This window comes from Pseudomonas donghuensis (genome assembly GCF_000696345.2).
Classification (GTDB): domain Bacteria; phylum Pseudomonadota; class Gammaproteobacteria; order Pseudomonadales; family Pseudomonadaceae; genus Aquipseudomonas; species Aquipseudomonas donghuensis.
In genome coordinates this window covers 5,620,731-5,646,280 of record NZ_CP071706.1, presented here as the reverse complement: position 1 = coordinate 5,646,280, position 25,550 = coordinate 5,620,731, and the positions used below count along the sequence as shown (strand labels likewise).

The 25,550-nt window shown below is 59.2% G+C and carries 26 protein-coding genes; 7 read left to right on the top strand and 19 right to left on the bottom strand.

What is annotated here, in order from left to right:
* Positions 1–2 precede the first annotated feature (2 nt).
* The 11 genes from BV82_RS26255 to BV82_RS26205 form a co-directional block, all read right to left on the bottom strand.
* Positions 3–1,433 carry a mechanosensitive ion channel family protein gene (locus tag BV82_RS26255; protein ID WP_036994857.1) on the bottom strand — a complete coding sequence of 477 codons (1,431 nt, stop codon included), beginning with the start codon at positions 1,431–1,433 and terminating at the stop codon, positions 3–5.
* Between the two features lie 55 nt (positions 1,434–1,488).
* Positions 1,489–2,982 (bottom strand): YifB family Mg chelatase-like AAA ATPase, encoded by a 1,494-nt coding sequence (locus tag BV82_RS26250; protein ID WP_036994859.1) that lies wholly within the window; start codon positions 2,980–2,982, stop codon positions 1,489–1,491.
* Between the two features lie 313 nt (positions 2,983–3,295).
* Positions 3,296–3,730: a DUF1090 domain-containing protein gene (locus BV82_RS26245; protein WP_036994860.1), complete on the bottom strand. Its 435-nt coding sequence runs from the start codon at positions 3,728–3,730 to the stop codon at positions 3,296–3,298.
* A gap of 80 nt (positions 3,731–3,810) precedes the next feature.
* Complete coding sequence (locus tag BV82_RS26240; RefSeq protein ID WP_036994861.1) at positions 3,811–4,608, bottom strand: MrpH family fimbial adhesin; 798 nt, start codon at positions 4,606–4,608, stop codon at positions 3,811–3,813.
* Between the two features lie 48 nt (positions 4,609–4,656).
* Positions 4,657–5,160, bottom strand: coding sequence for a fimbrial protein (locus tag BV82_RS26235; protein WP_081839644.1), 504 nt, complete (start codon positions 5,158–5,160; stop codon positions 4,657–4,659).
* Positions 5,157–5,666 carry a fimbrial protein gene (locus BV82_RS26230; RefSeq protein ID WP_081839645.1) on the bottom strand — a complete coding sequence of 170 codons (510 nt, stop codon included), beginning with the start codon at positions 5,664–5,666 and terminating at the stop codon, positions 5,157–5,159. The genes BV82_RS26235 and BV82_RS26230 overlap by 4 nt, the downstream gene beginning before the upstream one ends.
* A gap of 40 nt (positions 5,667–5,706) precedes the next feature.
* Positions 5,707–6,456: a fimbrial biogenesis chaperone gene (locus BV82_RS26225; protein ID WP_036994864.1), complete on the bottom strand. Its 750-nt coding sequence runs from the start codon at positions 6,454–6,456 to the stop codon at positions 5,707–5,709.
* 14 nt (positions 6,457–6,470) lie between these two features.
* Positions 6,471–8,927: a fimbria/pilus outer membrane usher protein gene (locus BV82_RS26220; protein WP_036994865.1), complete on the bottom strand. Its 2,457-nt coding sequence runs from the start codon at positions 8,925–8,927 to the stop codon at positions 6,471–6,473.
* A gap of 286 nt (positions 8,928–9,213) precedes the next feature.
* Positions 9,214–9,780: a fimbrial protein gene (locus BV82_RS26215; RefSeq protein WP_036994866.1), complete on the bottom strand. Its 567-nt coding sequence runs from the start codon at positions 9,778–9,780 to the stop codon at positions 9,214–9,216.
* A 204-nt stretch (positions 9,781–9,984) separates the two neighbouring features.
* On the bottom strand, positions 9,985–13,674 hold the full coding sequence (locus BV82_RS26210) for a transporter substrate-binding domain-containing protein (RefSeq protein WP_244993531.1): 3,690 nt from the start codon (positions 13,672–13,674) through the stop codon (positions 9,985–9,987).
* A 130-nt stretch (positions 13,675–13,804) separates the two neighbouring features.
* Positions 13,805–15,007, bottom strand: a complete 1,203-nt coding sequence (locus tag BV82_RS26205) for an EAL domain-containing response regulator (RefSeq protein WP_036994867.1) — start codon at positions 15,005–15,007, stop codon at positions 13,805–13,807.
* A 334-nt stretch (positions 15,008–15,341) separates the two neighbouring features.
* Here BV82_RS26205 and BV82_RS26200 point away from each other — a divergent pair, with 334 nt between their 5' ends.
* Entirely contained in the window at positions 15,342–15,971 is a 630-nt protein-coding gene (locus BV82_RS26200; protein WP_036994868.1) for a response regulator transcription factor, read from the top strand.
* A gap of 191 nt (positions 15,972–16,162) precedes the next feature.
* Here the strand turns inward: BV82_RS26200 and BV82_RS26195 are convergent, their stop codons facing one another.
* Together BV82_RS26195 and BV82_RS26190 are read right to left on the bottom strand one after the other, a co-directional pair.
* Positions 16,163–16,516 (bottom strand): gamma-glutamylcyclotransferase family protein, encoded by a 354-nt coding sequence (locus tag BV82_RS26195; protein WP_036994870.1) that lies wholly within the window; start codon positions 16,514–16,516, stop codon positions 16,163–16,165.
* 7 nt (positions 16,517–16,523) lie between these two features.
* Entirely contained in the window at positions 16,524–16,787 is a 264-nt protein-coding gene (locus BV82_RS26190) for an accessory factor UbiK family protein (RefSeq protein WP_010221117.1), read from the bottom strand.
* Between the two features lie 329 nt (positions 16,788–17,116).
* On the opposite strand from BV82_RS26190, the gene glnK reads away from it, so the two are divergent.
* From glnK to sutA, 3 genes are all read left to right on the top strand, one after another.
* Positions 17,117–17,455, top strand: coding sequence for a P-II family nitrogen regulator (gene glnK, locus BV82_RS26185; RefSeq protein WP_002555808.1), 339 nt, complete (start codon positions 17,117–17,119; stop codon positions 17,453–17,455).
* A 43-nt stretch (positions 17,456–17,498) separates the two neighbouring features.
* Complete coding sequence (locus BV82_RS26180; RefSeq protein ID WP_036994872.1) at positions 17,499–18,830, top strand: ammonium transporter; 1,332 nt, start codon at positions 17,499–17,501, stop codon at positions 18,828–18,830.
* 463 nt (positions 18,831–19,293) lie between these two features.
* A complete protein-coding gene (gene sutA, locus BV82_RS26175) occupies positions 19,294–19,617 on the top strand; it encodes a transcriptional regulator SutA (protein ID WP_010221119.1) in 324 nt (107 codons plus the stop codon).
* 56 nt (positions 19,618–19,673) lie between these two features.
* On the opposite strand, the gene BV82_RS26170 is transcribed toward sutA, so the two are convergent.
* From BV82_RS26170 to lptM, 6 genes are read right to left on the bottom strand one after another with little or no spacing between them, the layout of a single operon-like run.
* On the bottom strand, positions 19,674–20,369 hold the full coding sequence (locus BV82_RS26170) for an HAD family hydrolase (RefSeq protein ID WP_036994874.1): 696 nt from the start codon (positions 20,367–20,369) through the stop codon (positions 19,674–19,676).
* Positions 20,366–21,265, bottom strand: coding sequence for a tyrosine recombinase XerC (gene xerC / locus BV82_RS26165; RefSeq protein ID WP_036994876.1), 900 nt, complete (start codon positions 21,263–21,265; stop codon positions 20,366–20,368). The genes BV82_RS26170 and xerC overlap by 4 nt, the downstream gene beginning before the upstream one ends.
* Positions 21,265–22,002, bottom strand: a complete 738-nt coding sequence (locus tag BV82_RS26160) for a DUF484 family protein (RefSeq protein ID WP_010221122.1) — start codon at positions 22,000–22,002, stop codon at positions 21,265–21,267. Before BV82_RS26160 ends, xerC begins: the two co-directional genes overlap by 1 nt.
* A 13-nt stretch (positions 22,003–22,015) precedes the next feature.
* Positions 22,016–22,846 (bottom strand): diaminopimelate epimerase, encoded by an 831-nt coding sequence (dapF, locus tag BV82_RS26155; protein WP_036994877.1) that lies wholly within the window; start codon positions 22,844–22,846, stop codon positions 22,016–22,018.
* Between the two features lie 4 nt (positions 22,847–22,850).
* A complete protein-coding gene (gene lysA / locus BV82_RS26150; RefSeq protein ID WP_010221124.1) occupies positions 22,851–24,098 on the bottom strand; it encodes a diaminopimelate decarboxylase in 1,248 nt (415 codons plus the stop codon).
* A 9-nt stretch (positions 24,099–24,107) separates the two neighbouring features.
* A complete protein-coding gene (gene lptM, locus BV82_RS26145; RefSeq protein ID WP_010221125.1) occupies positions 24,108–24,245 on the bottom strand; it encodes an LPS translocon maturation chaperone LptM in 138 nt (45 codons plus the stop codon).
* A 195-nt stretch (positions 24,246–24,440) separates the two neighbouring features.
* Between lptM and cyaY the strand changes: the two genes are divergently transcribed.
* The 3 genes from cyaY (at position 24,441) to rnk (ending at position 25,547) form a co-directional block, all read left to right on the top strand.
* Complete coding sequence (cyaY, locus tag BV82_RS26140; protein ID WP_010221126.1) at positions 24,441–24,773, top strand: iron donor protein CyaY; 333 nt, start codon at positions 24,441–24,443, stop codon at positions 24,771–24,773.
* The gene (locus BV82_RS26135) at positions 24,773–24,994 is read left to right on the top strand and encodes a DUF1289 domain-containing protein (RefSeq protein WP_036994880.1); all 222 of its coding nucleotides are present in this window, start codon (positions 24,773–24,775) and stop codon (positions 24,992–24,994) included. The genes cyaY and BV82_RS26135 overlap by 1 nt, the downstream gene beginning before the upstream one ends.
* A gap of 133 nt (positions 24,995–25,127) precedes the next feature.
* Complete coding sequence (gene rnk / locus BV82_RS26130; protein WP_010221128.1) at positions 25,128–25,547, top strand: nucleoside diphosphate kinase regulator; 420 nt, start codon at positions 25,128–25,130, stop codon at positions 25,545–25,547.
* Positions 25,548–25,550: the final 3 nt, after the last annotated feature.

Here is a 25,550-nt window from a genome sequence, read left to right as displayed (position 1 = left end):
GGCTACTTGTGCAGCCAGCTGAGAAAACCGCCTTTCTTGATGGCGGCAGGCTTTTGCTCCAGCAGTGACTGGCGGGTTTGCTGGCGGATGCGTTGCAACTTGATCAGTGCGGTCTTGACCTCGGTGCGTTGCTCCAGGCAGCTGCGCACTTCGTCCTTGTCGATGCGGTAGAGAATGCAGCTGGTCAGGGTGCGGAACTCGGCAGTGGAATCTTCCGCTTCCAGCAGGCCTTCCACTCCCAAAACCTCGCCCGGGCCCATGCGCCCGGCTTCGAGCTGCTTGTCGCCATCACGAATGCCGACAGACACCACCCCGGTGCCAATCACCAGCAGGTAATCCGAGCTGTCGCCGACGCCGAGGATCACCTGGTCGGCCAGGTATTCCACGGCGGTCATGCGCTGGCTGAGGTTGTCTTTTTCCTCGTTACTGAGCGAACGGAAGATGCGCACGTCTTCGAGCAGGGCGCGCTGGCGGTTCCACACCTGGCCTTGCTGGGTGTCGCTGTTCCACACCACGCCGGCGGCTTCCAGGTGGCGGTGGGCGAGGTCGAACATATGGTTGCGCACCTCGGTCTTCTGGCTCATGGAGCCGACAAAACCGCTGGCCTCGTACTCCACCGACTCCAGGCTTGAGCTCTTGATCGTGGCTTTCGGTGCCGGGCTGGTCAGTAAAGTACGTGTGCCCTGCAGGGTTTTCTCCAGCGCATCGAGCACCCGTCGCGGGCGCACCTTGGCCGGCACCACGACGCTGATGGAGACGCCGTGTACATCGCTGGGCTGGCTGAAATTGAGCAGCTTGGCCTTGGCCGCCACCGAGTTGGGAATCACCGCCATGCTGCCGTTGCCGGTCAACAGGCGGGTGGCGCGCCAGTCGATCTCGATGACCTTGCCTTCGGTGCCGTCGATGCTGATCGAGTCGCCGATCTGGTAGGGGCGGGTGGTGTTCAGCACAATGCCGGAGAACACATCGCTGAGCGTGCTTTGCAGCGCCAGGCCGATGACGATCGCCATCACCCCCGAGGTTGCCAGCAGGCCCTTGACCGGCAGCTGCAGCACGTAGGCCGCTGCGGCGACAATGGCCACCAGGAAAATCACCGCCCCCAGCACATCCTGCAGCAAGCGCCCGGTGTGACCGCTACGGGCCACCAGCACCAAGCCAATCACCACCGTCGCGGTGCGCGCCGCAAACAGCCACCAGGCAATTCCCAGCACCGTAGCGAGCAGATTGCGCGGCACATCCTCGACCCAGGGCGCAGGTTGCAGCGGGCTGACCCCGGCGCTGATCAGCACCCAGGTGAACAGTGAAAACGCCAGCAAGCGCGCACCGATGCGCCAGGGCCGGCGATTGGCGGGTATCAGTTGCCAGAGCGTGAGGTCGAACACGATCAGGGTAATGCCGAGCAACAGCGGGTAACTCTGGACGAATGCGAACATACCGGTCTCGGTGCGGTGGGCTGTTGCCAAGTTAAGAGCAGAATGCGGGCAATTACTACTGGTTGCTGGGGCGATAGTGCAGCGCTTCAGCCAGATGCTCGCGGCCAATGCTTTCCACCTGTTCCAGGTCAGCCAAAGTGCGCGCCACCTTGAGCAGACGGTGGGCGGCGCGCAGCGACAGGGTCAGGCGTTCGCAGGCGCTTTCCAGCCAGGTCTGGTCGGCTGTGGATAACCCGCAGTACTGGCGCAGGCCGGGCAGGTCGAGGAAGGCGTTGGCGCAGCCCTGGCGTTGTTGCTGGATGTCGCGGGCGGCGGCGACTTGCGCGGCAATGGTGGCGCTGCTTTCGCCGTGGCGGCTGTTGGGGGAGAGTGCCGTGGCTTCGCGGGCGACGGTCAGGTGCAGGTCGATACGGTCGAGCAAGGGGCCGGAGAGTTTGTTGCGGTAGCGCTGGATCTGTTCGCTGCTGCAGCGGCAACGGCCAGTGGGGTCGCCAAGATATCCACAGGGGCAGGGGTTCATGGCGGCGACCAGCTGGAAGCGCGCCGGAAAGCGGATCTTGTCCTTGGCCCGGGCGATGACGATTTCGCCGGATTCCAGCGGTTCGCGCAGCACTTCCAGTACCCGCCGCTCGAACTCTGGCAGCTCATCGAGAAACAGCACGCCGTGGTGGGCCAGGGTGATTTCCCCGGGCTGCGGTCGGCTGCCACCGCCGACCAGCGCAGCACCGGAGGCCGAGTGATGCGGATGACGAAACGGACGCTGCGGCCAGCTGCTCAGTGGTACATGGCTGGCCACCGACTGGATCGCTGCCACCTCCAGTGCCTCGCGTTCATCCAGCGGTGGCAACAGGCCGGGCAGGCGGCTGGCGAGCAGGGTCTTGCCGGTGCCCGGTGGGCCGCTGAACAGCAGGTTGTGCGCGCCAGCGGCGGCAACCAGCAGTGCGCGTTTGGCGGCTTGCTGGCCCTGTACTTCGTTGAGGTCGGGGTAGGGGCGAATCTGCAGCAACAGGCCGTTGGCAGCGTAGGGATTGAGCGGGGTCTGGCCGTTGAAGTGGGCGACCAGCTCCAGCAGGTGACTGACTGCAAACACTACCAGGCCCGATGCTAAGCAGGCCTCTTCGGCATTCTCTTGCGGCACCACCAAGGCCCGGCCTGCTTCTCGTGCCGCCAAGGCGGCGGGCAGTACCCCTTGCACCGAGCGGATCGCCCCGGACAGCGCCAGTTCACCCAGGCATTCCACCTCGCCAAGCGCTGCAATCGGAAACTGGCCGTTGGCGGCGAGAATGCCCAGGGCGATGGCCAGGTCGAAGCGTCCGCCATCCTTGGGTAAATCCGCGGGAGCAAGGTTGAGGGTGATGCGCCGGGCGGGGAATTCCAGGCCGGAATTGAGGATCGCGCTGCGCACCCGATCCTTGCTTTCTTTCACGGTCGCTTCCGGCAGGCCAACCAGGGTCAGCGCCGGCAGACCATTGGCCAGATGCGCTTCAACACTGACCGCCGGGGCCGAAACACCGACCTGGGCACGGCTGTGGACAAGGGCGAGGGACATGAACGCTCCATGATCTAGACGAGGCCGCGTCCTGCGGCTCTGCAAGCGTAGTGGGGTGGAGCGGATCAAGGTGGGGAAGAGTGAGTCTGGTTTTTACAGGAGTGTTTTGAGTGTGTAAGGCTGCACACCGGCTTATGGCGGCTGTGCGTGGGGCACCTTCGGGTGCGCCGGTTCCTTTGCCCGGTCTGCTAACGTCGACCCAGCATTCGCAAGAGATGGCGCGGGCATTGATTGATGCATTGCTCGATGGCATCGAGCTGCGCGCAGTGAGGCCTTATTGAAAACGTAGGTCTTCAGATACCGAGCAAGCCCATCAACTACCCACCGCCATCGCTTGTGCCTCTCGCAGCTCGGCCGCTATTTCATTCAGGTCGTCCTGCTTTTCCTGCAGTTTCCTTCGAGCCTTGGCAATCTTTTTCGGGGTGCCCGTGGCTTGAGCTTCACGCAGTTTGGCCTGGGCTTCTCGCACGTCGTCCAGTTTATCGTGCAGTTTGCTTTCGAGTTTCACGACGCTCTTCTCTACGTTCGTGATCGGGCTGAGGTAGCTGTGGTCGACACAATAGGCGTTTGTTTTACTCAGTGCCCTTTTCAGTCCTGCCACGCGATAGGTATTACCGTACTTCTGCGCTTGCACGATCTGATATTCAAGGGCAGCACGTTTATGCGCACAATCCGCAGAGGCCGGAGTAGAGAATACTGCCCCCACGGTGAGGACTAACGGAAATACAGCGGTTTTCAGCGTTTTCATAGTTGAAGTTCTTAACTAAAACTCAAAAATAGGCAAATTGTCCGTCTGCCCACAACGTTGAGGGTTTCCCCGCTTGTCACTCAGGGGAATGCAAGCTCCACTTTGGCGCTGCCGCTAAAGTCACCCGGGGTTACAGTGCCGACCGTTCTGAGGACCGATTTAAAGTCCACCGGAGTATAGGTGGTGCCTGCCGTAAATTTATAAGGCTGTCCGACGGGTGCGCCACCGACAGTTAACTGCGAGTACAATCCCTCTACGCCATTGAGTTTTACCATCCCTTCAATCGACAGGCTGACCGATGCGTTTCGGTTGCAGGAAACTAAAGCAGCCGTTTGCGCACTGTTGTTGGCGACTGTTTCTAGTGTCAGGCTGCCGTGATGCAGTTCAATGGTGCCTGTGATACTGCAGCTCAATGTTTCTTCCTCTGGCGGTGGAGGTGTGATTTCTCCCCCCGCGGTAGTGGCCATTTTGCAGGTCATCGCCATAGTGTTGGTCTTATAGTCGCAAACCATAAAAATTAAAGACTTAAATGATGCTGTGGTGACGAGAGGCATGATGATGCCGCCGGCAAGCTGGCTGTTAACGAGTTGGCCTAATACCGCATCTGCATTATCAGTAGGCAATAGATTTTGGCCGAGATAGATGGGGTCCTGCCACGCCACTCCCGGAAAAACGAAAATGATCCAAATTCCATTTTTTGAAGGCCATACGGCCGTCATGGTTGATGGGACATGGCTTTTATATATCTCCTTAGCTCGAATGTTATCCATGTCGCCAAACATGCCATAGTATTGTGTGCCAGCGACTTTTTCTATATAAAGCGATCCCGCAGCCGGAGCGGAAAATATCAAAAACACTAAAAATGGTATGTATTTCATTTGGCTGGCTCACTGCTATGGGTAATCACATTAAGGTGTAATTGGTTACTAGTCGTAATTTGCGGAAATACTCACGCTTGCTGAAAACTCGCCCCCTTTGAACTGGGTGCCGGGAAGTGCGGTCAGCGTTGCAAGGATCATGTTGTTGTTTGCCGCGGTGGCTTTGATACTGGTATTAGCTTGCCAGACAGTTCCCAGGCGCATATAGATTAACTTGATCCCCAGCCCCTCGACATCGGTGTTTATCACGTCCGGGCTGTAACCGGGAGTGCCGGTCAGTTTCAGCGTGATTGAGGCCGCCTGGTTTCCACAGGTAACGTTTAGATCAACGGGGACGCTGTACTGGCCCGTGGCGATTTTCGAGACATCGACATCGGTAAACTTCACATCAAGTGAATTGCCAAGGTTGAATTTGCATCCGGGCTGGGTGATGCTGCCGGAGATGTGCGCCGTTGCGACTTCTGTCCCTGCCAGACAGCGGTCGGACGTCAGGCCCATGGCTAGAACAAGGGCAGGCGTGACGAGATGTTTCAGTTGAAGTATCGGTGTCATGGGTAGGACAACTCGAAGTTGGCTACTGCAGAAAAACTACCTGCCTCGATGGTTCTGTTCGGGAGCCTGAGCACGTAGGCCTTGAACGGCAAGCGTTCTTGGGTGCCCCCGGAAATGTTGAAACTAAGGGTGTCACTGTTGAGCTTGATGGGTTCATCTGCCGATGTTTCCAGGCTGATCGCGATGCCGGAAGCAGCGCCACTGATAGCTAATGCCCCACTGGCCAGCGCTTCTTCCTGCCCTTTAAAAATGATATTGATCTTGCTGGCGGATGCGCAGGTTTTGACCGTTATGTAAAACGGCATTGCCGCGCTCTTGCCGGTCAGCATCAGGTCTTTCTTGCTGTAGTCATCAAACTTGACCGTCTGCTCCGGGTTGTCCACGGTGAGTTCGCAGGTGGGCACAATCAGGTTTCCTGAGAAGTTCAGGCGTATTTCATCGGCTATGACAGTGTTGCCAAGCAGCAGCGCACTGAATGCGCCCAATCCCATGAGTGTTTTTTTCATTACGTCAACCTGGAACCAGTACGGTGAATGAACAACTCATTCATTTGTCGGACTTCGTGGCTTCCTTATTTAACTGGCAGGTACTGGCGTCACAGCGATACTTGAGTTGGTGATAGCCGCCGAAGTCATTGATGTAGGTAAGGACCGGCTGGGCGACCTTGCCGTCGGGAACTACTTCCTGAGCGGAGAAGGGGGCAAGCATGATCGGACTGAAATCTGTCTCACCACGGGTGTTCGAGGCATCTACGATCTCGTTGATGGTGATGTAGTAGGGCGTCGGGTTTTCAATAGTGAAACCCCGTGCATTTTTCTTCACCGTCAAGCGCTCTTGCCAGATATCGCCTCGTTCCGGGGCGATGTTCGCCGGGCGATAGAAGAGTTTGACTTTTGTCTGTAGCGCGATCTGCATGGTGTTACTGGTTTCCGCGCGCGGGGGGACTTCACGCAGGTTGAAGTAAAAGAGTGTTTCGCGGTCTTTTGGCAACTGCTCGACTTCAGCGGACTTCAGTATTTTTACCTGTCCACCGGAGGTCGGTTCCAGCCGCTGTAAAGGCGGCAGGACGATCAACGGCCCGGTTACTTTCTTTTGCTGGTCATTCTCGATCCACGACTGCGCCAGGAACGGCAGCTCTTTGTTGTCGTTACGGATACTTAGACTCAACGATTTGTTTTCGCCGTTGAAAATGACCCGAGTACGGTCCAGCGAAATCGCTGCCTGAGGCGCGAGCCCAGGGGCGATCAGACAACCGGCGACTGCCAGGTATTTAAAGAGCTGCTTATTGATCAGCATGTAAGATCCTCAAGTCAGAATTGCGGTTGGCAGAGCAGGGTGTAGCGCTGCTCCGACTGCAGGTTGTCGGGCAGGTTGAGGTTGCAGCGTTTGTTGCGGCCCCAGACCACTTGGAACTCGGAGCTGGCATTGATACCGGTGAGATAGGCGAAACCACTGTCGGCAACAATCGCGACTTCTCGTCCGGATGTATCCACCAGGCTTGCACCGAAAGGTGGGTATGAACCATCGGGCAACTTCAGGGTAACCAGTGCCTTTTTGCCCTGAATCACGGTGAGCTTGCGATAACCAATAGCGCCTTCAGTCAATGTGGCTTCGGTGACCGATTTACTCGCGTCCATGTCATCGGGCAGGCGATTGAGGTCGATCTGAACATCGGTACGGTAATAGCTGTTGAAGGTCGGCAGCACCGCCACGCCCATGGCGTTGGTGCGGGTTTCACCGTTTTGCAGCGGCACCCCGGCCACACCGTCGGTGTCGAGCATGATCCGTGTGCCGCCGTTCAGCGCAGGCGGGTGCAAGGCCGCGCCTTTGGCGGTGACGGTGGCGCCGCCGCGCACGGACAGGCCGACACTTTGGCTGCCGTTCTCGCGGTAACTGCCGTTAAGGCTGTAGTCGGCCTGAGCGGTGTGCTGGCTGTAATAACCCTGGACACCATCACCGTCGAGTCCGGTGGTGGCGCGGACCTGGTAGTTGCGACTGGGCTCGTATTTCGAGTAGCTGGCGGCGTGACGCACCCCGCCTTTATTGGCGTAGGCGTCGTAGCCAATGCGTTGGCCATCGCCAAAGGGCAGGGTCAGTGAAAGCGACAGGCTATTGTCGGATTCCCAGTTGTTGCGGGTCCGGTTCAACGACAGGGTCATGGACAGGCCTTTGAACCTGCCTACATCGAAGTAGCGGCTCAAGTAGGCACTCACGTTTTCGCTGGAACTTTGATCCCAGTAATTCTCATGGGTGTAGGACACATGGGTGCTGAATCCCAGGTCGCGAAACGACTTGCTGGCCAGTAGGGTATAGGCGGTTTTGCTGTTGCGCTGGACGCCATCGTTGTTTCGCGCGTTGAGAAAGTCATCCATGGTCATGAACTGACGCTGGGAAAAGCGATACCCGGCAAAGTTGAGTTCGCTGTCGTACTCATCAAAGCGTTTCGCATAGTTCAGGCGCAGCGAGCTGCCGCGCAGTTGCCCAAGCTCGGGAACGTCTGCACGGGTGTGGGTGACGTCCACAGACACCACGCCGAACTCATGAAGGTTGCGGCCAATGCCGCCGGCGACTGCGGTGTAATCCTGGGTCAGCAGGCTGCCACCGAACAGCGACCAGTCGCTGTTCATGCCCCAAGACATTTCGCCAGCGGCAAAGGTCGGCCCCGTGTCTTCGCGGTCATAGCTGGACGGCCGACCCACGGTCATGTTGTAGCGAAAATATCCCGGGCGACTCAGGTAAGGGACGTTTGCCGTTTCGGTCTGGTAGCGCTGGGTGCTGCCATCATCTTCGCTGATCTCGATGTCCAGCTTGCCGCTGACCGCGCTATTGATGTCGCGAATGCGGAAGGGCCCAGGTGGCACGGTGGTTTCATAGAGCACGCGATCGTCCTGGCGCACCGTGACTCGTGCGTTGCCCTTGGCGACGCCGACCACTTCCGGGGCATAGCCGCGCAGGCTTGGCGGCAGCATTTGGTCGTCGGTGGCCAGGTTGATGCCCTGGTAGCGGAACGAGTCGAACAGTTTTGAGTTCAGGTTGACTTCGCCGACCATCAGCTTTGCCCCTTGCCGTGGCAGGGGGCGATAGGCATAGAAGCTGCTCCAGGAAAAGTCCTGAGTCTTGTAGTTGCGGGTCTGCGAGCTGCTGCCCTGAAAGTCGCCGCGCAGGCGCCATGCGCCCACGTTTAAGCCCATGGTGCCGTTGCCGCTGACCTGGCGGGTGGTGCCGGCGCCGCTGTGCTGGCTAACAGAGGAGTTAAGGTTGTAATCCAGGATGAAACCGGGGATGCCCTCATCCCATTCGCTGATCGGGCTCCAGTTAGGGTCGCGGTATTCCATCCAGGCCTGGGGAACGCTCAGGCGCAGCACGCTGTGCTCCATATCGGGCGTTAGCCGTAGGCCTTGAATACTTTCCAGATCCGCACAGTTGTCCTCGCCGTGCCAACTGGACAGCTTTTTCAGCACTTCTTCTTTGAGGCCCAGGCTGGGTGCCTGGGACATGGGTACACAAACCCGGGTGGTGGTAGCGTCCGGGTCTGTGGCATAGAAATGCAAGCTACGCTCCGCGAGTTTTTGGTCATTGACCTGAATACTCATCAGGTACTCGCCGGGCATAACGTAGTTCGCCGTTTTGAAACGGCTGAGGTCGATGCTGCCGCGCTCGTCCACATCCATGACGTCGAGGTTGAAGTCGACGGCCAAGGACGCCAGCGGCAAAGCCAACGAACTGATCAGTACCCCCAGCGAAAGAGTGAACTTGCCTGCAGTCATATAAATTCAAATAAAAAATGGAAGTTATCGACTGTTCGTCCAGTCAATAAGAATCAAATAAAAAACACTTCTTGCTCTGCGCGCAGCAAAGCAAAAGTGTGGAGGAGTCGGGATGAACTATCTGGATCACGGCCGGCGCGAATGATCGGCACGTGAATAGACATTAATAGAAACTTTTACAGCCTGCCGATGCAGCTAACCTGAAAGGCTTGATAATATCGAGACTGTAAAGTCTCGATATTATTGAACTCATAACCTGGGAGAGTGCACGCTCTCGGCGGTTACTTTATTCGTAAGCCAGCATGAAGTTGGCAGTGGCGGTGAATTCGCCCGGGGTAACCGCTACGTCTTTAGCGGTGGTACCACGCAGGAACGCGCCGAATGCCAGGGTGTTGTTGCCTTCCAGCAGGGTGCGGGCGGCAGAAGCTTCACCCAGCTTGACCTGAGCGCCGGAGCCGTTGGTCAGGGCGATGCCTGCGCCTTTGGCCGAACCGGCAATACCCAGCAGGGTTGGGTCGGTGATGTCGGCGTCGCCACCGAAGGTGACCTTGACCTTCTTCATTTTGCTGATATCGCACTGCTTGAGCTCAATGTTGAAGCTCTGCATTGACGATTCGCCCTGGTTTGCCAGGGTTTTGTTGGAAATTTCGTCCATGCGAACAGTTTGGTCTTTGCTTTCTGCATCCAGCGAGCAAGGAGCGTCGATAATGCTACCGATAAAGTTGACTTTACCCGAACCACCAACTGCGCTAGCGGCGGCTGGCGGAGTCACCGGATCATCAACGGCAAAAGCAGCACCGCTGGACAATACAAGTGCGGTCAGGAGTGCCAAGGGGGCCTTATTAAAATTCATCTTTCATCCTTAATTGAATCGAGGGTCTATACGCCACATAAAACCTCTAGGAATAGAGGGACGTGAACGCATGGGCCATCATATTAAGATTATGAATAATGATAACTAAGAGGGCCGGTCCTACAATCCAGTAAGGCTTTTCCTACAAGTCGGTATGTAATTCTTATGCTATGCCACGCCGGTAATCAGGCAGCGTAGGCGCCCTCAGGTGCCCTCGATGTCCAGGTGGTTCAACGCTTGTTCCAGTTCAAAGATCGCCTGCTCCACGCCATCACTGGCTTCCAGCAGTACCGAGTAAGACAGCTCCTTGTGGGTGCAAACCTGCTCCAGCTGTACGCAACAAGTGATCAAGCGGTTGGCCGTCACCACTCGGGCCGCACCTTTCAACCGGTGGCCAAGCTCCGACAAACCCGCGCCATCCAGATCCTCGACCATCTGGATCAGTTCCTCCAGGTCCTTGCGATTGCTGGCCACCAGTTCATCGACAAGGTGCTTCATCAGCTTGGGATCGCCGTTAGTCACCTCTGCCAGGGGGGCCAGGTCGAAGAGCACGTTTTCATCGAAGCGCAACACCGGTTGCGGGGTGAATACAGCCTGGTTGCCAGCAGGCTGGCGAACGGCCTGATGAATGCTGGCGATGCGTTCCGCGAGCAGGTCCAGGCCCACAGGCTTGATCAGGCAATCGTTCATGCCTGCCTGGATGCAACGTTCCAGTTCTTCAGGCTGGGCATCGGCAGTAAGGCCGACGATGACACAGGCCTGGCGCTGCTGTTCGCGCTCCTCCTGACGAATTGCCATGGCCAGTTCCGGGCCGCTAAGCAGCGGCATGTGGCAGTCGGTGAGGACGACGTCGAAGTCGCTCTTGCGCCACTTCTCCAGCGCCATCGAGCCATTGTCGGCGTCGATCACGGTATGGCCGAGGAAGTTCATCTGCTGGCGCAGGACTTCCCGGTTGACGGCATGGTCATCGACCACAAGCACGTTCCACGACTGCTGGATTTCCGATGGCAACCTGGTGCTTTCCACAGGCGCGGCCTCGACTGGCTCAAGGACGGTGAGCAACAGTTCGACCTGAACCTGGGTGCCTTTGCCACGGGTGCTGGTCATTGCCAGCCGTCCACCCATGAGCTCACATAGAGAACGACTGATCGACAGCCCCAGACCTGCGCCATCCTGGCCTTTACGTACGCCGTCGTCAGCCTGGGAAAATGGCTTGAACAGTTTTCTCTGGTCCTCGGCGGAGATACCGATCCCGGTATCTTCGATCAACAGGTACACATTCATGCGCCCCTGCTCTGTAACTTCCCCTCTGAGTTGTACTTTGACGCTCCCTTCGTCCGTGAACTTGATGGCGTTACTCAACAGGTTGGACAGCACTTGCTTGAAGCGCAGTGGATCAATCCACACATCGCAATCGGTACTGGAGTCGATATCCAGTTGCAGATTCAAGCCTTTCTGCAGAGACAAACTTTCGAAGACCAGTACCACCGTCTCCATCAGCTCGCGCAGGTTGGTCCGTTTCGGCGACAGGCTCAAGCGACCGGACTCGATGCGGGCAATATCGAGAATGTCGCCAATCAGCCCCAGCAGGCTCTTGGCTGACGAATAGGCAATCTCGATGCTTGCCTTGTCGAAGGTACCTCGCTCGCCACGCATGAGGACAAGTTCCAGAATGCCGATCACCGCGTTCATCGGGGTACGGATTTCATGGCTCATGGAGGCCAAAAAGGTGGTTTTGGTGCGGCTGGCTTCATCGGCGATGTTCTTCGCGGTTTCCAGCTCATCCATCATTCGATGATGTTCGGTGATGTCCAGCCAGCCACAGTTGACACCGTTGACCGCTCCCAGGGCGTCGTGGAAGGGTTGAATCCAGTGATTGATCCACAGCGTTTTGCCGTTCAACTCGACAGCACAGGTCCTCTGGACGACTCGATCATTGTCCATGGCGGCCAGGTAACTACCGTGCAAATCGGGAATTGAGGCGCTATAGCCGTCGATGATCTGCTCGGCCGTCTTGCCCAGCACCTCGTCGCGGGTCAGTCCTGTGGCCTGCAAGTAGCTGAGGTTGCACGACAGCATGCGACCTTCACGATCGCGCACATACACAGGGTGGGGCATGCCGTCGGTGAGGGTCTGCATGACGGTGAGTTGTTGGTGCAATGCCTGGTCGGCGGCGATACGTTTGGCGATCTGGCGACGCAGTTGCAGGATCCAGCCCACGGCCAGTAGCACCAGCAGCAGGGCCCCGCCGGCGACGGTGGCAATGACACCCCGATAGTCGCGCCACGTCTGCCCGCTCATTGAAGCATTCGCCCGCCAGCGGTTGAATACTTCATTCATTTCATCGGGTGGAATGCTCTGCAGTGCCTTGTCCAATATCGATTGGAGTTCGGTCTCGCTGCGGTGCATCGCGAAAGTGCCGGAGGCCTCGCTACCGTTATCAATGATGTTGGCAACTTTCAGCTCTTGGTCATACAGCCGTGATACGTAGTAGCGTGCAACGGCGAGGTTGATAAGCGCGGCATCGGCATCACCATCATTGACCCTACTCAGGGTGTCGAGCGTGGTGGACGTTGGGAGCAGACGGATCTGTGGAAACTCTTTGGCGACCTTGTTGAACAGCACATGCCCCTCGGCAATGGCCATACGCTTGCCTTGCAGGCTGGCGAGATCGACTGTCTCCTTACTGGAGCCGGTTTTCGTCACCAGTGCGAAAGCGGTCGAGACGAAAGGCCGGGAAAAGCGTAGAAACTCCTCGCGCTCAGGGCTGGCAGTTAAAATCGCCAGGTCTGCCTTACGGTTTTTGAGTGCTTGCATGATGCTGGTGAAGCTGCCTCTGCGTTGTACTTCAAACTTAAGGCCGGTGCGCATTGAAATCATCACCAGCAGGTCGGCTACTACACCGCTGAAGTTGCCATCGGTGTTGTAGAACGCCACGGGCGCCAGATCGTCATTGATCACCAGGCGTACCACCGGATGGCGAAGCACCCAGCGATTTTCCTGGGGCGTCAGCGTCAGCTTGCCGTCCGCCAGGGCCACATCGCCGCCGGTCCAGAGTTTGATGATGGACTGTTGCAGATTCACGCCCAGCGTATCGATCACCCGGTCGATAATGCGGTGCAGGCGTGGGTTGTCCTTATTCATGGCGAAGCTGAATCCAGCGACATCCAGGTCAACAAAGCGCACGAAACTCACCTCGTTGAAAAAACTCTGGTTGATCATGTTGAAGGACGAGAGGTTGTCTCCCAGGTACAGGTCGACACGGCCAAAAGCCAGCGCCGCCATGGCTTGCAGGTGCGATTTCATCGGCTGGAAATGCGCGCCGGGGAAGCGGGCCTGCAACTCTGCCAGTTGCAGGTAGTCAACAGCCATGGCGATCGTCAGCCCTCTCAGATCACGAGTGAATTTACGAGTGTCGCCCTTGCGGCTGAACAGCGCTGGCCGATCGTTTACGTATGGCTTGCTCAGAACCACCGACGGGTCGTGTCGTTCAAAACTGTTGGAGCTGCCTAACAGATCAATCTTTCCTGAGGCCAACAGGGCAAGGCCGGTGGCCCGGTCGGGCACGGAGACAACCTGCACGTCGACATTCAGCATTCGACCGATCAAGGCAAAGTAGTCGGCTGTGATGCCTTCGTAGTCATGGTTGCTATAGACGACGTCATAGGGCGCGAAGCGCGATGCCGATACGCCCAGCACCAACTGGTGCTTTTGTCGAAGCCAACGCCAATCAGCATTTTCAAGGTCGATTTCGGTTGAGTCGATGGTCGTCCGGCTATTGAGATTCAGGTGATTGGTATTGGGCTCTTTGGACCACACGGCGCTGTTCAAGAGCAAGAGGCAAATCAACAGTACGATACGTCGCGAGCGACTGAAAATAGACAAAGCAGTCAATTGGGATTACCTGGCTGGGCCCGAGGAACTGCTACAAAGCTAGTTTTGACAGGGGACAACTTTAAGAAAGGGCAGAAGCTCCAGAAAGGCAACGCTGCGTGGCGTCTGCATTGCTTTTCCCACACCTGCATTATAGCGGGTCGAGCTGAATCGTTTTTTGATCCAGGCAGTAGGAAACGAAATGTTTAGCGGGCATCGGACGGGCGAACAGGAAGCCTTGGGCCGTGGTACATCCCAGGCTCGACAGGAGTTGTGCCTGTTCCTGGGTTTCAACCCCTTCAACTACCAAAGACAGGCCCAGGGCCTCGGCGAGGGTGACGGCGCTGCGGATGATCGCTCGGCTGCGAGGTTGAATATCCAGTTTGCGAACGAACGAGGCATCCAGCTTGATCTGGCTGAACGGAAACTCGCAGAGCCGTTCAAGTGAGGAGTACCCTGCTCCGAAATCGTCCATGGCCAGTCCGCACCCCAGCAATCGTAATCTAAGCAGGGTTTCCAGACTGCTGGCGGGCGCCAGTATCAAGCCGGACTCGGTCACTTCAAACAGCAATCCATTGGCGGGCAAGTGGAACTGCTCCAAGGATTGACTGACTTGCTTTACCAACTCGACCGAGGCCAACTGCGATACGTGCAGGTTGAAGGCCAGCTCCACGGACTCTGAAAGCTGGGTCAACTGGCGCTGCAAGGCGATGCCCTGGCTGAGCAATGCAGAGAACAAGCGGCCAATAAGCTCATTGGCTTCCATGATGGAAAGAAAGCGCGCTGGCGGCAGAATTCCCAGTTGCGGGTGATTCCACCGAGCAAGAACCTCGGCGCCGCGCAGCTGGCCGCTGCCCAGATCAACCTTGGGTTGGTAGTAGGCTTCAAACTCTCCATTGTTCAGGCCTCGGACAATATCTGACACAGACAACGGATTGGGGCTCTCCGTGGGCATGGCCGCGTGGGGTTCTGGGCGCCTGTAGCGCTTCAGAAGCGCTTTGGCCCTGCCAAGACTGAAGGGTTTGCCCAGGTCCCCAAGAAACTCCAGCCCCAAGGACAGGATCATAGAGGCGGTGGCTTGACGAAGGACCGGGTCCAGATCGCTGCTGAGAATTACCGAGTGCAGCAGTCCGCTCTGACTGGCATGGTGCAGAAATGTCAGGCCATCCATACCCCGCATGTGCAGATCGCAGATCGCCACGTCCACGCCACCGCTCTCTTTGAGCGCAGCCAGTGCCTGGTCGCCGTCGGCGGCTTCATAGATCTGGCCGATTTCGGCGTTTCTTAACGCCGAGACGGCTACCAGCCTTTGAAAGGGCTGGTCCTCAAGTATCAACACGCGGATTCCGGGCATAACAGACTGTCTGAAAGGGGAGAACGGACTATTTTTAACGAAAATTCCTACAAAATCTTTCAGCCTGATCCTCGTGGGGCGTGGGAAATTTCCCAGTGAAATCAGGAAAATCCTTATCCGACAAAAACGCTTTTATGTAGTTGAAAAATAAGAATGATTATAATAATGATAAAGATCTGAGACTTTACAAATCGCAATCTTTACTTCTTAATGTAGAGGTGGATTACGGTTTAGGTCGTTCAGTACGTGAGCTCCTACTGTTAGGTTAGTGCATCGAGTACTAATCAGTGCCGCTGTAAACCGAAGCCCCAATACCTTGCAAGCGATGTGATATATGAAAAAAGCACTGATTGTCGATGATCACCCTGTCATTCGATCTGCCCTGAAGATGTCATTGGCGAATCAGGGCCTGGAGATTGTTGGCGATAGCGATAACGGGGTTGACGCGCTGATTCTTATCAGAAGTCTCCAGCCGGACATCGTGATCCTTGATATCGGTATGCCGAAGCAAGATGGCCTGGAAGTCATTAGTCGAATTCGCGCTGAGGCGCACCCGGTATTGATCCTGGTGTTCACGTCACTGCCAGTGGAAGTTTATCTCAATCGCTGTATCTCGGCGGGCGCCAATGGTTTTGTAAGCAAAGAGGAAAGTATCCATAACCTGAGCAATGCGATCACCGCCTTGCTTAGCGGTTACACTTACTTCCCCAATCGCTCCTTGAACGCTCCGACGGTTAGGGAAGTAGATGCAGGTGACGCGGCCAGGGTAAAGAAGCTTACGGACAGAGAGATTGTCATTCTCCAACAGCTTGCACTGGGCTACAGTAATAAAGTGGTCGCTGAAAAAATGTTGCTCAGCAACAAAACAATTAGTACTTACAAGTCCAGGATTCTGGGCAAGATCAATGCCGACTCGTTCTTGGAGTTAGTGGATTTTGCTAAAAGAAACAACATTATAAGCTAGTTGTTTTGTCGGCTGCTCAAGCCCTCTAGTGCCCGCATTACAATCCGTGTATTTCTGAATGCAGCGCCCGCACAGGTTAAGAGCGCTGTGCGCTGCTCTCAGGGTTGGTACTGCCCTTGTAGGAGTTGGCTTGCCAGCGATGGGTCCAGTCAGCCAGCCACTCCCGGGATCAAACATGGCGCCTGCTAAACTCAGGCGCGCACGTAAACCCAGGCCGTCAGACCAGAGGCCAGGGTCACCGCAACCCGCTTGTAGTCGGCCACTTCATAGGCGTCCGCCGCCGCAAGTTCCGCTTCGCTGATCTGCAAGACCATGCCGGCCACGCAGTCGTTTGCATTGCTGCTGGGGGTGACGATCGGGTGGTGGGTCTTGCCGCTGGTGGCCAGGACTTGCGGGTCGGTGATTTCCACCCAGGCCTGGCTGTAACCGAGCATCTGATCAGCCTGGCCGACCAGTTCGCGGCCGAAGTTGGCCAGCTGCACGGCTTTGTCCTGCAGGGTGCCGTAGGAGAACAACAGCACCGGATATTCAGCAGATGGCGTCATCGCAGGCTCACTCGGCGGCAGGCGGGTTCAGGCGTGCTTCCATTTCCGCGACCTTGGCTTCGAGCGCTTCAAGGCGGGCACGGGTGCGGGCCAGGACGACCATCTGGCTGTCGAATTCTTCCCGGCTGACCAGTTCCAGTTTGCTGAAGCCGCTTTGCAGCAGGGCTTTGAACTGGCTTTCGATTTCGCTGCGAGGCTGCGAGGTATCACCGCTGAACAGGCGCGAGGCCTGGTCGCTCAGGGCATCAAGAAAGGCTTTGGGCGCGAGCATGTTCGGCTGTCCACAGTATGCAATGGGGCGCCAGTGTAACACGCAGTATTCGCGCCCCAATGCTGCACGCTTTTCGCGCATGGCGGCGAAACGCCGCGCACCGTTGTTGTGCATCAAAACGGTGCTGGCGACTGGCCAAGTCGGGCCGGGTAACGTAAGCCCCTGTAATTCCGGGCTTTAACCAATCTGGCAAGCTTTCTGCTAAGACCTTCATGACCCATGCACTGATGCAGTCACCATGACGACGCGTTACAAAGCCAGGCACTGCGCTTAGACTTGAGTCGGGTTTGTTTTCCTGGGGCAAGTCCACCAATTCGGGAGAGAGTTTCATGAAGCTAGTCACTGCCATCATCAAGCCGTTCAAGTTGGACGACGTGCGCGAGTCGTTGTCCGAAATCGGCGTGCAGGGCATCACTGTCACTGAAGTCAAAGGTTTCGGCCGGCAGAAAGGTCACACCGAGCTGTATCGCGGCGCTGAATATGTGGTCGATTTCCTGCCCAAGGTGAAGATCGACGTTGCTATCGACGACAAGGATCTGGACCGGGTCATCGAGGCGATCACCAAGGCGGCCAACACCGGCAAGATCGGTGACGGCAAGATTTTCGTGGTCAATCTGGAGCAGGCGATTCGCATCCGTACCGGCGAAACCGATACCGACGCGATCTAACAAAAAAGCCTCACCAAACCCCAACGCCCCAGGAGATAACAATATGACTCTGCGTCAGTTCGCAGGGCTAGGAGCCCTTTTGTCCCTCGTAATGCCCGGCCTGGCCATGGCAGAGGAGGCAGCCCCCGTGCTCAACTCCGGCGACACCGCCTGGATGTTGACCGCCACAGCCCTGGTGCTGTTCATGACCATCCCTGGTCTGGCCCTGTTCTACGGCGGTATGGTGCGTTCCAAGAACGTGCTGTCGGTGATGATGCAGTGCTTTGCGATCACCGGCCTGATCAGCGTTCTGTGGGTGGTTTACGGCTATAGCCTGGCGTTCGATACCACGGGTATGGAGCAAGGCGTAGTCAATTTCAATTCCTTCGTTGGCGGTCTGTCCAAGGCGTTCCTTGCCGGCGTGACTCCGGCGAGCCTGACCTCTTCGGCGGCGCTGTTCCCTGAAGCGGTATTCATCACCTTCCAGATGACCTTCGCGATCATCACCCCGGCGCTGATCGTCGGAGCCTTTGCCGAGCGCATGAAGTTCTCGGCTATGCTGATCTTCATGGCCATCTGGTTCACCCTGGTCTATGCGCCGATCGCCCACATGGTCTGGAGCGGTAACGGCGGCCTGATGTGGGACTGGGGCGTGCTCGACTTTGCCGGCGGCACCGTGGTGCACATCAACGCCGGTATCGCCGGCCTGGTGGCCTGCCTGGTGCTAGGCAAGCGCAAGGGCTTCCCGACCACGCCGATGGCCCCGCACAACCTCGGTTACACGCTGATGGGCGCAGCCATGCTGTGGATCGGCTGGTTCGGCTTCAACGCAGGCTCCGCCGCCGCCGCCAACGGCACCGCCGGCATGGCCATGCTGGTCACCCAGATCGCTACCGCGGCAGCGGCACTGGGCTGGATGTTCGCCGAGTGGCTGACCCACGGTAAGCCCAGCGCACTGGGCATCGCCTCGGGCGTGGTAGCCGGTCTTGTGGCCATCACCCCGGCTGCCGGCACCGTCGGGCCGATGGGCGCCCTGGTGATCGGCCTGGTGGCGGGCGTGATCTGCTACTTCTGCGCCACCAGCCTCAAGCGCAAGCTCGGCTATGACGACTCGCTGGACGCCTTCGGCGTGCACGGCATCGGCGGTATCGTCGGTGCAATCCTCACCGGCGTGTTCGCAGCCCCGGCACTGGGCGGCTTCGGCACCGTCGAAGACATCGGCGCGCAAGTCTGGATTCAGGCCAAGGGCGTCGGCTTTACCGTGATCTACACCGCGATCGTCACGTACGTGATTCTCAAGGTGCTGGATCTGGTCATGGGCCTGCGGGTCAACGAAGAAGAAGAGTCGGTCGGTCTCGACCTGGCGCAACACAACGAGCGCGGCTACAACCTGTAACGTCCTCGAAAAAATCTTGCCCGGCTTGCCGGGCATTTTTTTGCCCGGATTTTGCCCGTTCGTTCAAGCGCAAACGGTTTCTTGCCGAGCTTTGATGGCTGCATGTGGCGTGGGTAGAAAACTTACAGCGTTCAGTGAAATTTAGGCACTTTGCTTTTTCTCTGAGCACGCTAGAATGCGCGCCGAAGGGTGCTGACGAGCTGTCCGCAAACTTCCATACCCTTTGCTAGGCTTGCCAATAAGCGAGTCGATCACGCCAGGGTATGTCGGCGCGTTAACGCGCCCGCTCTTTATTTGTACAGACCTCGCCCGTGACGTGGGGTTTGCCCGGTTCTCGCCATTCGTTGTGGCGCAACCACGGTCTGCGGCCAGTCCGCGGACATTGAATTTTTTCTGGCAGCTGTCGATTTTCGACGTTGCTGGTCTATAACTAATCTGCTTTTCGCAAGTCATGAGGTAGAACATGAGCGACGACGATCTGGAAAATGACGACCTCGAAGTAGGCGACGAAGACGAAACTGATGACGGTCTGGAAGCGGCAGCCGATGATGTGGCTGACGACAGCGGCGACGACAGCCCGGCTCCCGTAGCCAAAGGCAAGAAGTCGGCGGCGGTCTCGGTCGACGAGATGCCGAGCATGGAAGCCAAGCAGAAGGAGCGTGATGCCCTGGCCAAGGCCATGGAAGAGTTCCTTTCCCGTGGTGGCAAGGTGCAGGAAGTGGAGGCCAACGTGGTCGCCGATCCGCCCAAGAAGCCGGACAACAAGTACGGTAGCCGCCCTATCTGAGTGGTTCCGTCAGCAAGAAAGCCCGCCGTCGCTGCGGGCTTTTTTGTGTCTGCTGTTCAGCGCCAGCTGTTGAGCAGTTCCGGCAACTGCGACAGCCGCTGGATTTCCGCATCAGGGCGGTTCTCGGCTGCCCAGGCCTTGCCCTGGGGGTTGAACCAGATCGCCCGCAGGCCGGCGCGCTGGGCCCCGGCAATGTCATCGCCGGGGTGATCGCCGATGTGTACCGCCGCATCAGCGTCGACTTCGCCCTGGCGCAGGGCCTCGAGGAAGGGTTGCGGGTCGGGCTTGCCTATCCCTAGGTCTTCGGCGCACAGGGCAAACTTGAAGTAATCGGCCAGGCCCAGGCGGCGCACATCGGCGTTGCCGTTGGTGACCACGCCCAGCGTGTAGCTGTGACGCAGGATCTCCAGCACCGGCTGCACTTCGGGGAAGATGTCGATCTGGTGGCGGGCGTGGAGGAACACCTCGAAGCCTTCGTTGGCCAGCTCACGGGCCTTGTTCTCGCTGTAGCCGACCTCTTCCAGGGCGCGGAACAGCACGCGCCGGCGCAAGGCGCTGATGCGGTGCTTGAGCCCAGGCTCAGCCTGCACCAGGCGCTCACGGATGGCGTACAGGTGCTCCACGGGTACTGCGCCAAGGTCCGGCGCATTGGCGGCCAGCCAGTCGCGCAGGATGGCCTCGGCGCTGACGATCACCGGCGCGGTGTCCCACAGGGTGTCGTCGAGGTCGAAGGTGATCAGCTTGATGCTCATGAGTCACTGCCCTTACTGCGTTTGGCCCGGGGGTGGGCGCTGTCATACACGGCGGCCAGGTGCTGGAAGTCCAGGTGAGTGTAGATCTGCGTGGTGGCGATGTCGGCATGGCCGAGCATCTCTTGTACGGCGCGCAGGTCCTGGGACGATTCCAGCAGATGGCTGGCGAAGGAGTGTCGCAACATGTGCGGGTGCAGGTTCTGGCCCAGCTCGCGGGCGCCAGCGGCCTGTACTCGCAGCTGAATGGCCCGTGGGCCGAGGCGCCGGCCCTGCTGGCTGACGAACACCGCGCCGTCCTGCGGGCCGCTGCCGGCGCGCAGGGGCAGCCATTGCTCCAGTGCCTCGCGGGCCTTGCGGCCGACCGGCAGCACGCGGGTCTTGCTGCCCTTGCCATGCACCTGTACCAGGCCGTCTGGCAGGTCGAGCTGGTCGAGATTGAGGCTGGTCAGCTCCGACAGGCGCAGGCCGGAGGAGTAGAACAGCTCGAGCATGGCCTGGTCGCGGCGGGCGAGAAATTCATCTTCGACCGCGCCTTCCAGCAGTTGCAGGGCTCGGTCGGTGTCGAGGGTCTTGGGCAGGCGCCGCTCGCCCTTGGGCGCCGATAGGCCGTTGGCCGGATCGTGGCTGCAATGGCCTTCGCGGTTGAGGTAGCGGTAGAAACCACGCACTGCCGAAAGCAGGCGGGCAAGGCTGCGTGAAGACTGGCCCTGGTGATGCTGGCGGGCGATCAGTTGGCGCAGATGCTGGATCTGTAGCGCGTTCCAGCTGTCGATGCCGCTCTTGGCGCAGAACGCCAGGACACTCTCCAGGTCGCGTCGGTAGGCCAGCTGGGTGTGTTCGGACACCTGGCGCTCGTTGCGCAAGTGCGCGCAGAAGGCCTCCAGCTGGCGCTCCACTAGCGCACCGGACGCAGGGTCTGGGTATGGCGCGGTACTACTCGGCCGAGCACTTCGGCGATGTAGCTGAGGAACAGGGTGCCGACCGTGCTCTTGTAATGCTGCGGGTCGCGGCTACCGATCGCCAGTACGCCATGCAGGCCCTGATGATTGAGGGTGGCGACGGCGCTGGAGCCGACTTCCTTGCGCTGCTCTTCGCCGAACAGGAAGTCCAGCTCATGATCGCGCAGGTTACCGCTGACCGTCTTACCGGCACACAACAGGCCGCCAATGGCTTGCTGGGCGTCGGCGCTGTTGACCCAGCGACCGACCGGCGCGGCGGTTTCGCCGAACAGGATCAGGCTGACGAAGGGCACCTTGAACTCCTGGCGCAGGCTGTCTTCGACGGCCATGACCACGTTTTCCAGGCTGTCGGCATCGAGCAGGTCGAGGATCAGCCGGCGGGTCTTGTCGAACAGCCGGTCGTTGTCGCGGGCCACGTCCATCAGTTGCGAAAGGCGGTGACGCATCTCGATATTGCGGTCGCGCAGCAGCTTGAGCTGGCGCTCGACCAGCGACACGCTATCGCCACGCTGATGGGGGATGTGCAGCTCGCTGAGCAGCTCGTCGTGCTCGGCAAAGAACGTCGGGTTGTCGCGCAGGTAGGCAACCACGGCCTCAGCCCCGAGGGTGGGCGTCGAGCCCTCGGCACTAAGGTCGCAGGGCTGTTCGGCGGGAGCCTGGGGCTGATCGGTCATGGCTGGTACTCACTCATAGACGAACCTGTCCTTCAAACACGCGTACGGCGGGGCCGGTCATCAGCACCGGTGTGCCCGGGCCTGCCCATTCGATGGACAGGCGCCCACCCGGCAGGTCGATCAACAGCGGTGAGTCCATCCAGCCCTGGCTGATCGCCGCCACGGCTGCGGCGCAGGCGCCGGTTCCGCAGGCCTGGGTTTCGCCAGCGCCACGTTCCCACACCCGCAGTTGCGCGCGGTGGCGGTCGATGACCTGGATGAAGCCGACATTGACCCGCTGCGGGAAGCGCGGGTGATGTTCGATCTGCGGGCCCAGTTCGTGCACCGGTGCGGCGTTGATGTCGTCGACCCGCAGTACCGCATGGGGGTTGCCCATCGATGCGGCGAAGAGTTCCACGTTGCGCCCGGCGACCTCGAGCGGGTAGCTCAGGGCCTGGGCCGGCGCCTCGAACGGGATCTCGGCCGGCACCAGCCGCGGCGGGCCCATGTCGACGCTGATCTGCCCGTCGTTGCGCACGTCCAGCTCGATGATGCCGCCCTTGGTTTCGACGCGGATGCGTTTTTTCGCGGTCAGGCGCTTGTCCAGCACGAAGCGCGCAAAGCAGCGCGCACCGTTGCCGCACTGTTCGACCTCGGAGCCGTCGGCGTTGAAGATCCGGTAGCGGAAATCCACTTCCGGATTGCTTGGCGCCTCGACGATCAGCAGTTGGTCGAAGCCGATGCCGGTGTGGCGGTCGCCCCATTGCTTGGCGTGCTTGGGCAAAATGTGCGCATGCTGGCTGACCAGGTCGAGGACCATGAAGTCGTTGCCCAGCCCATGCATCTTGGTAAAACGCAGCAGCATGGGGTTACTCCGGCAGCAGGCTTTCGCCGGCGAACAACTCGGCCACGGTTTCGCGACGACGCACTTCGAAGGCCTGGTCACCATCGACCAGCACTTCGGCACAACGACCACGGGTGTTGTAGTTCGAGCTCATGACAAAACCATAGGCGCCCGCCGAGTGCACCGCCAGCAAATCGCCTTCGGCCAGGTTCAGTTCGCGCTCTTTGGCGAGGAAGTCGCCGGTTTCGCAGATCGGCCCGACGATGTCGTAGGTACGGCCTTCACCGGCACGCGGCTGCACCGCGGTGACGTTCATCCAGGCCTGGTACAGGGCTGGGCGGATCAGGTCGTTCATCGCCGCATCGACGATGGCGAAATCCTTGTGCTCGGTGTGCTTGAGGTACTCGACCTGGGTCAGCAGCACGCCGGCGTTGGCGACGATGTAGCGGCCCGGCTCGAACACCAGGGCCAGGTCGCGATCACCGACGCGTTCGCGGATGGCCTTGATGTAGTCGCCGGCCAGTGGCGGCTCTTCGTCGCGATAGCGCACGCCGACGCCGCCACCCAGGTCCAGGTGGCGCAGGAGGATGCCGCAGTCGCCGAGGCGGTCGATCAGCGCCAGCAGGCGGTCGAGGGCATCGAGGAAGGGTTCCAGGGTGGTCAGCTGCGAGCCGATATGGCAGTCGACGCCGACCACTTCCAGGTTTGGCAGCTGCGCGGCGCGGATGTACACCTCTTCGGCATCGGCGATGGCGATACCGAACTTGTTTTCTTTCAGGCCCGTGGAGATGTACGGGTGGGTGCCGGCATCGACGTCCGGGTTGACCCGCAACGAAACCGGCGCGCGTACGCCCATTTCGGCAGCCACGACCTGCAGGCGCTCGAGCTCGTCGGTGGATTCGACGTTGAAGCAGTGCACGCCGACTTCCAGGGCGCGGCGCATGTCTTCACGGGTCTTGCCGACGCCGGAGAACACCACGCGATCGGCCCGCCCGCCAGCGGCCAGGACACGCTCCAGCTCACCGCCGGAAACGATGTCGAAACCTGCACCCAGGCGGGCCAGCAGGTTCAGCACGCCGAGGTTGGAGTTGGCCTTGACGGCGAAGCACACCAGGTGCGAAACACCCTCCAGGGCATCGGCGTAGCTACGGTACTGGGCCTCGATGTGGGCGCGCGAGTAGACGTAGGTCGGCGTGCCGAAACGTTCGGCGATGGCCGACAGGGCCACGCCTTCCGCGAACAGTTCACCGTCGCGGTAGTTGAAAGCGTCCATGGGTTACCCTTACTGGTGCTTGTGCGATTGCGACTTTTGACCGTCTTTGCTGTCGTCTGGCAGGTACAGTGGGCCCTTCTGGCCGCAGGCGGAGACGAGGCAGGCAACCGCGACGAGCGCCGCGAGGGTGGAGATCAGGCGCTTCATGGCGTAATCCTTTGTAATAAGCAGTATTGCGCCCGAGTATACCGAGCGCCCGGCCCCTTGCCTATGCAGGCAGCCCGCCGTCGGGCGGGGTGGTGGCTGCGCTGCCTGGCGCAGGTCGGTATCCTTTGCATTCGGCGCGCCGCGCTCGTATCTTGCCCGGCTTGCGTGTGTGCAGACATTTTTGAGGTTCTTGCAATGAGTTTGACCGAAGCGCGTTTTCACGATCTGGTCGACGCGACCCAACAGGCGCTGGAAGACCTGTTCGACGAGACGGACCTGGATCTGGACATGGAGAACTCGGCAGGGGTCCTGACCATCAAGTTCGACAACGGCAGCCAGCTGATCTTCAGCCGCCAGGAGCCGCTGCGCCAGCTGTGGCTGGCGGACAAATCCGGTGGTTTCCACTTCGACTACGATGAGTCGAGCGGCAAGTGGACCTGCGAAAAGACCGAAGAGCTGCTCGGTGAGATGCTTGAGCGCATCGTCTGGGAGCGGGTCGGTGAAAAGCTCGATTTCGACGAAATCTGATGAGCAGCGCGCCCAAGCCGGCCAAGCCGCTCTACAGCAATGTCAGCCCGGCAGTGCCGTCGCCGTGCATCAGCACCTGCCGGCTGGATGAGCACAAGGTCTGCATCGGCTGCTTTCGCCATGTCGAGGACATTCGCCAGTGGCGTGCGGCCGACGATGAGCAGCGCCGGCAGATCTGCCGCGAGGCGCTGGCGCGTCGACAGCTGGCCGGGTCGGCATAGACCCTGCGGGTATTGTGTATTTACTTGGCTGTGGTAGTGTCGAACCTGTTTCGGCTGTGCCGAATTCCTGCAAACCCCGCCCTTGGGCGGGGTTTTGCTTTATATCGCCCAGAAAAAGGAGTCTGACCGGATCATGAGCACCAAGCCTTCCATTATCGTCACCCGATTGGACGTACAGCGTCTCGAGCGTCTTATCGAAAGCCTCGATGAGAAGACGCAGGAGTCGCCGGGTGTGCTCGCCTTGCAGGACGAGCTGGACCGCGCCGAACAGGTCGGTCACGAGGAAGTTCCGGCCGGTGTCGTGACCATGAACTCCCGGGTTCATTGCCGCGAAGAAGCCAGCGGCAAGGACTACCACCTGACCCTGGTCTATCCCAAGGACGCCAACGCTGACGAAGGCAAGATCTCCATCCTCGCACCGATCGGCAGTGCACTGCTGGGCCTGTCGGTGGGCGAGAAGATCGACTGGCCGGCGCCGGGTGGCAAGACCCTCAAGCTCGAGCTGCTGGCAGTCGAGTACCAGCCAGAAGCGGCGGGCGACTTCGACCTCTGAGCC

Coding starts and splice junctions, on each gene's coding strand:
- BV82_RS26255 (WP_036994857.1), bottom strand. CDS start 1,433: ATGTTCGCATTCGTCCAGAGTTACCCGCTGTTGCTCGGCATTACCCTG.
- BV82_RS26250 (WP_036994859.1), bottom strand. CDS start 2,982: ATGTCCCTCGCCCTTGTCCACAGCCGTGCCCAGGTCGGTGTTTCGGCC.
- BV82_RS26245 (WP_036994860.1), bottom strand. CDS start 3,730: ATGAAAACGCTGAAAACCGCTGTATTTCCGTTAGTCCTCACCGTGGGG.
- BV82_RS26240 (WP_036994861.1), bottom strand. CDS start 4,608: ATGAAATACATACCATTTTTAGTGTTTTTGATATTTTCCGCTCCGGCT.
- BV82_RS26235 (WP_081839644.1), bottom strand. CDS start 5,160: ATGACACCGATACTTCAACTGAAACATCTCGTCACGCCTGCCCTTGTT.
- BV82_RS26230 (WP_081839645.1), bottom strand. CDS start 5,666: ATGAAAAAAACACTCATGGGATTGGGCGCATTCAGTGCGCTGCTGCTT.
- BV82_RS26225 (WP_036994864.1), bottom strand. CDS start 6,456: ATGCTGATCAATAAGCAGCTCTTTAAATACCTGGCAGTCGCCGGTTGT.
- BV82_RS26220 (WP_036994865.1), bottom strand. CDS start 8,927: ATGACTGCAGGCAAGTTCACTCTTTCGCTGGGGGTACTGATCAGTTCG.
- BV82_RS26215 (WP_036994866.1), bottom strand. CDS start 9,780: ATGAATTTTAATAAGGCCCCCTTGGCACTCCTGACCGCACTTGTATTG.
- BV82_RS26205 (WP_036994867.1), bottom strand. CDS start 15,007: ATGCCCGGAATCCGCGTGTTGATACTTGAGGACCAGCCCTTTCAAAGG.
- BV82_RS26200 (WP_036994868.1), top strand. CDS start 15,342: ATGAAAAAAGCACTGATTGTCGATGATCACCCTGTCATTCGATCTGCC.
- BV82_RS26195 (WP_036994870.1), bottom strand. CDS start 16,516: ATGACGCCATCTGCTGAATATCCGGTGCTGTTGTTCTCCTACGGCACC.
- BV82_RS26190 (WP_010221117.1), bottom strand. CDS start 16,787: ATGCTCGCGCCCAAAGCCTTTCTTGATGCCCTGAGCGACCAGGCCTCG.
- glnK (WP_002555808.1), top strand. CDS start 17,117: ATGAAGCTAGTCACTGCCATCATCAAGCCGTTCAAGTTGGACGACGTG.
- BV82_RS26180 (WP_036994872.1), top strand. CDS start 17,499: ATGACTCTGCGTCAGTTCGCAGGGCTAGGAGCCCTTTTGTCCCTCGTA.
- sutA (WP_010221119.1), top strand. CDS start 19,294: ATGAGCGACGACGATCTGGAAAATGACGACCTCGAAGTAGGCGACGAA.
- BV82_RS26170 (WP_036994874.1), bottom strand. CDS start 20,369: ATGAGCATCAAGCTGATCACCTTCGACCTCGACGACACCCTGTGGGAC.
- BV82_RS26160 (WP_010221122.1), bottom strand. CDS start 22,002: ATGACCGATCAGCCCCAGGCTCCCGCCGAACAGCCCTGCGACCTTAGT.
- dapF (WP_036994877.1), bottom strand. CDS start 22,846: ATGCTGCTGCGTTTTACCAAGATGCATGGGCTGGGCAACGACTTCATG.
- lysA (WP_010221124.1), bottom strand. CDS start 24,098: ATGGACGCTTTCAACTACCGCGACGGTGAACTGTTCGCGGAAGGCGTG.
- lptM (WP_010221125.1), bottom strand. CDS start 24,245: ATGAAGCGCCTGATCTCCACCCTCGCGGCGCTCGTCGCGGTTGCCTGC.
- cyaY (WP_010221126.1), top strand. CDS start 24,441: ATGAGTTTGACCGAAGCGCGTTTTCACGATCTGGTCGACGCGACCCAA.
- BV82_RS26135 (WP_036994880.1), top strand. CDS start 24,773: ATGAGCAGCGCGCCCAAGCCGGCCAAGCCGCTCTACAGCAATGTCAGC.
- rnk (WP_010221128.1), top strand. CDS start 25,128: ATGAGCACCAAGCCTTCCATTATCGTCACCCGATTGGACGTACAGCGT.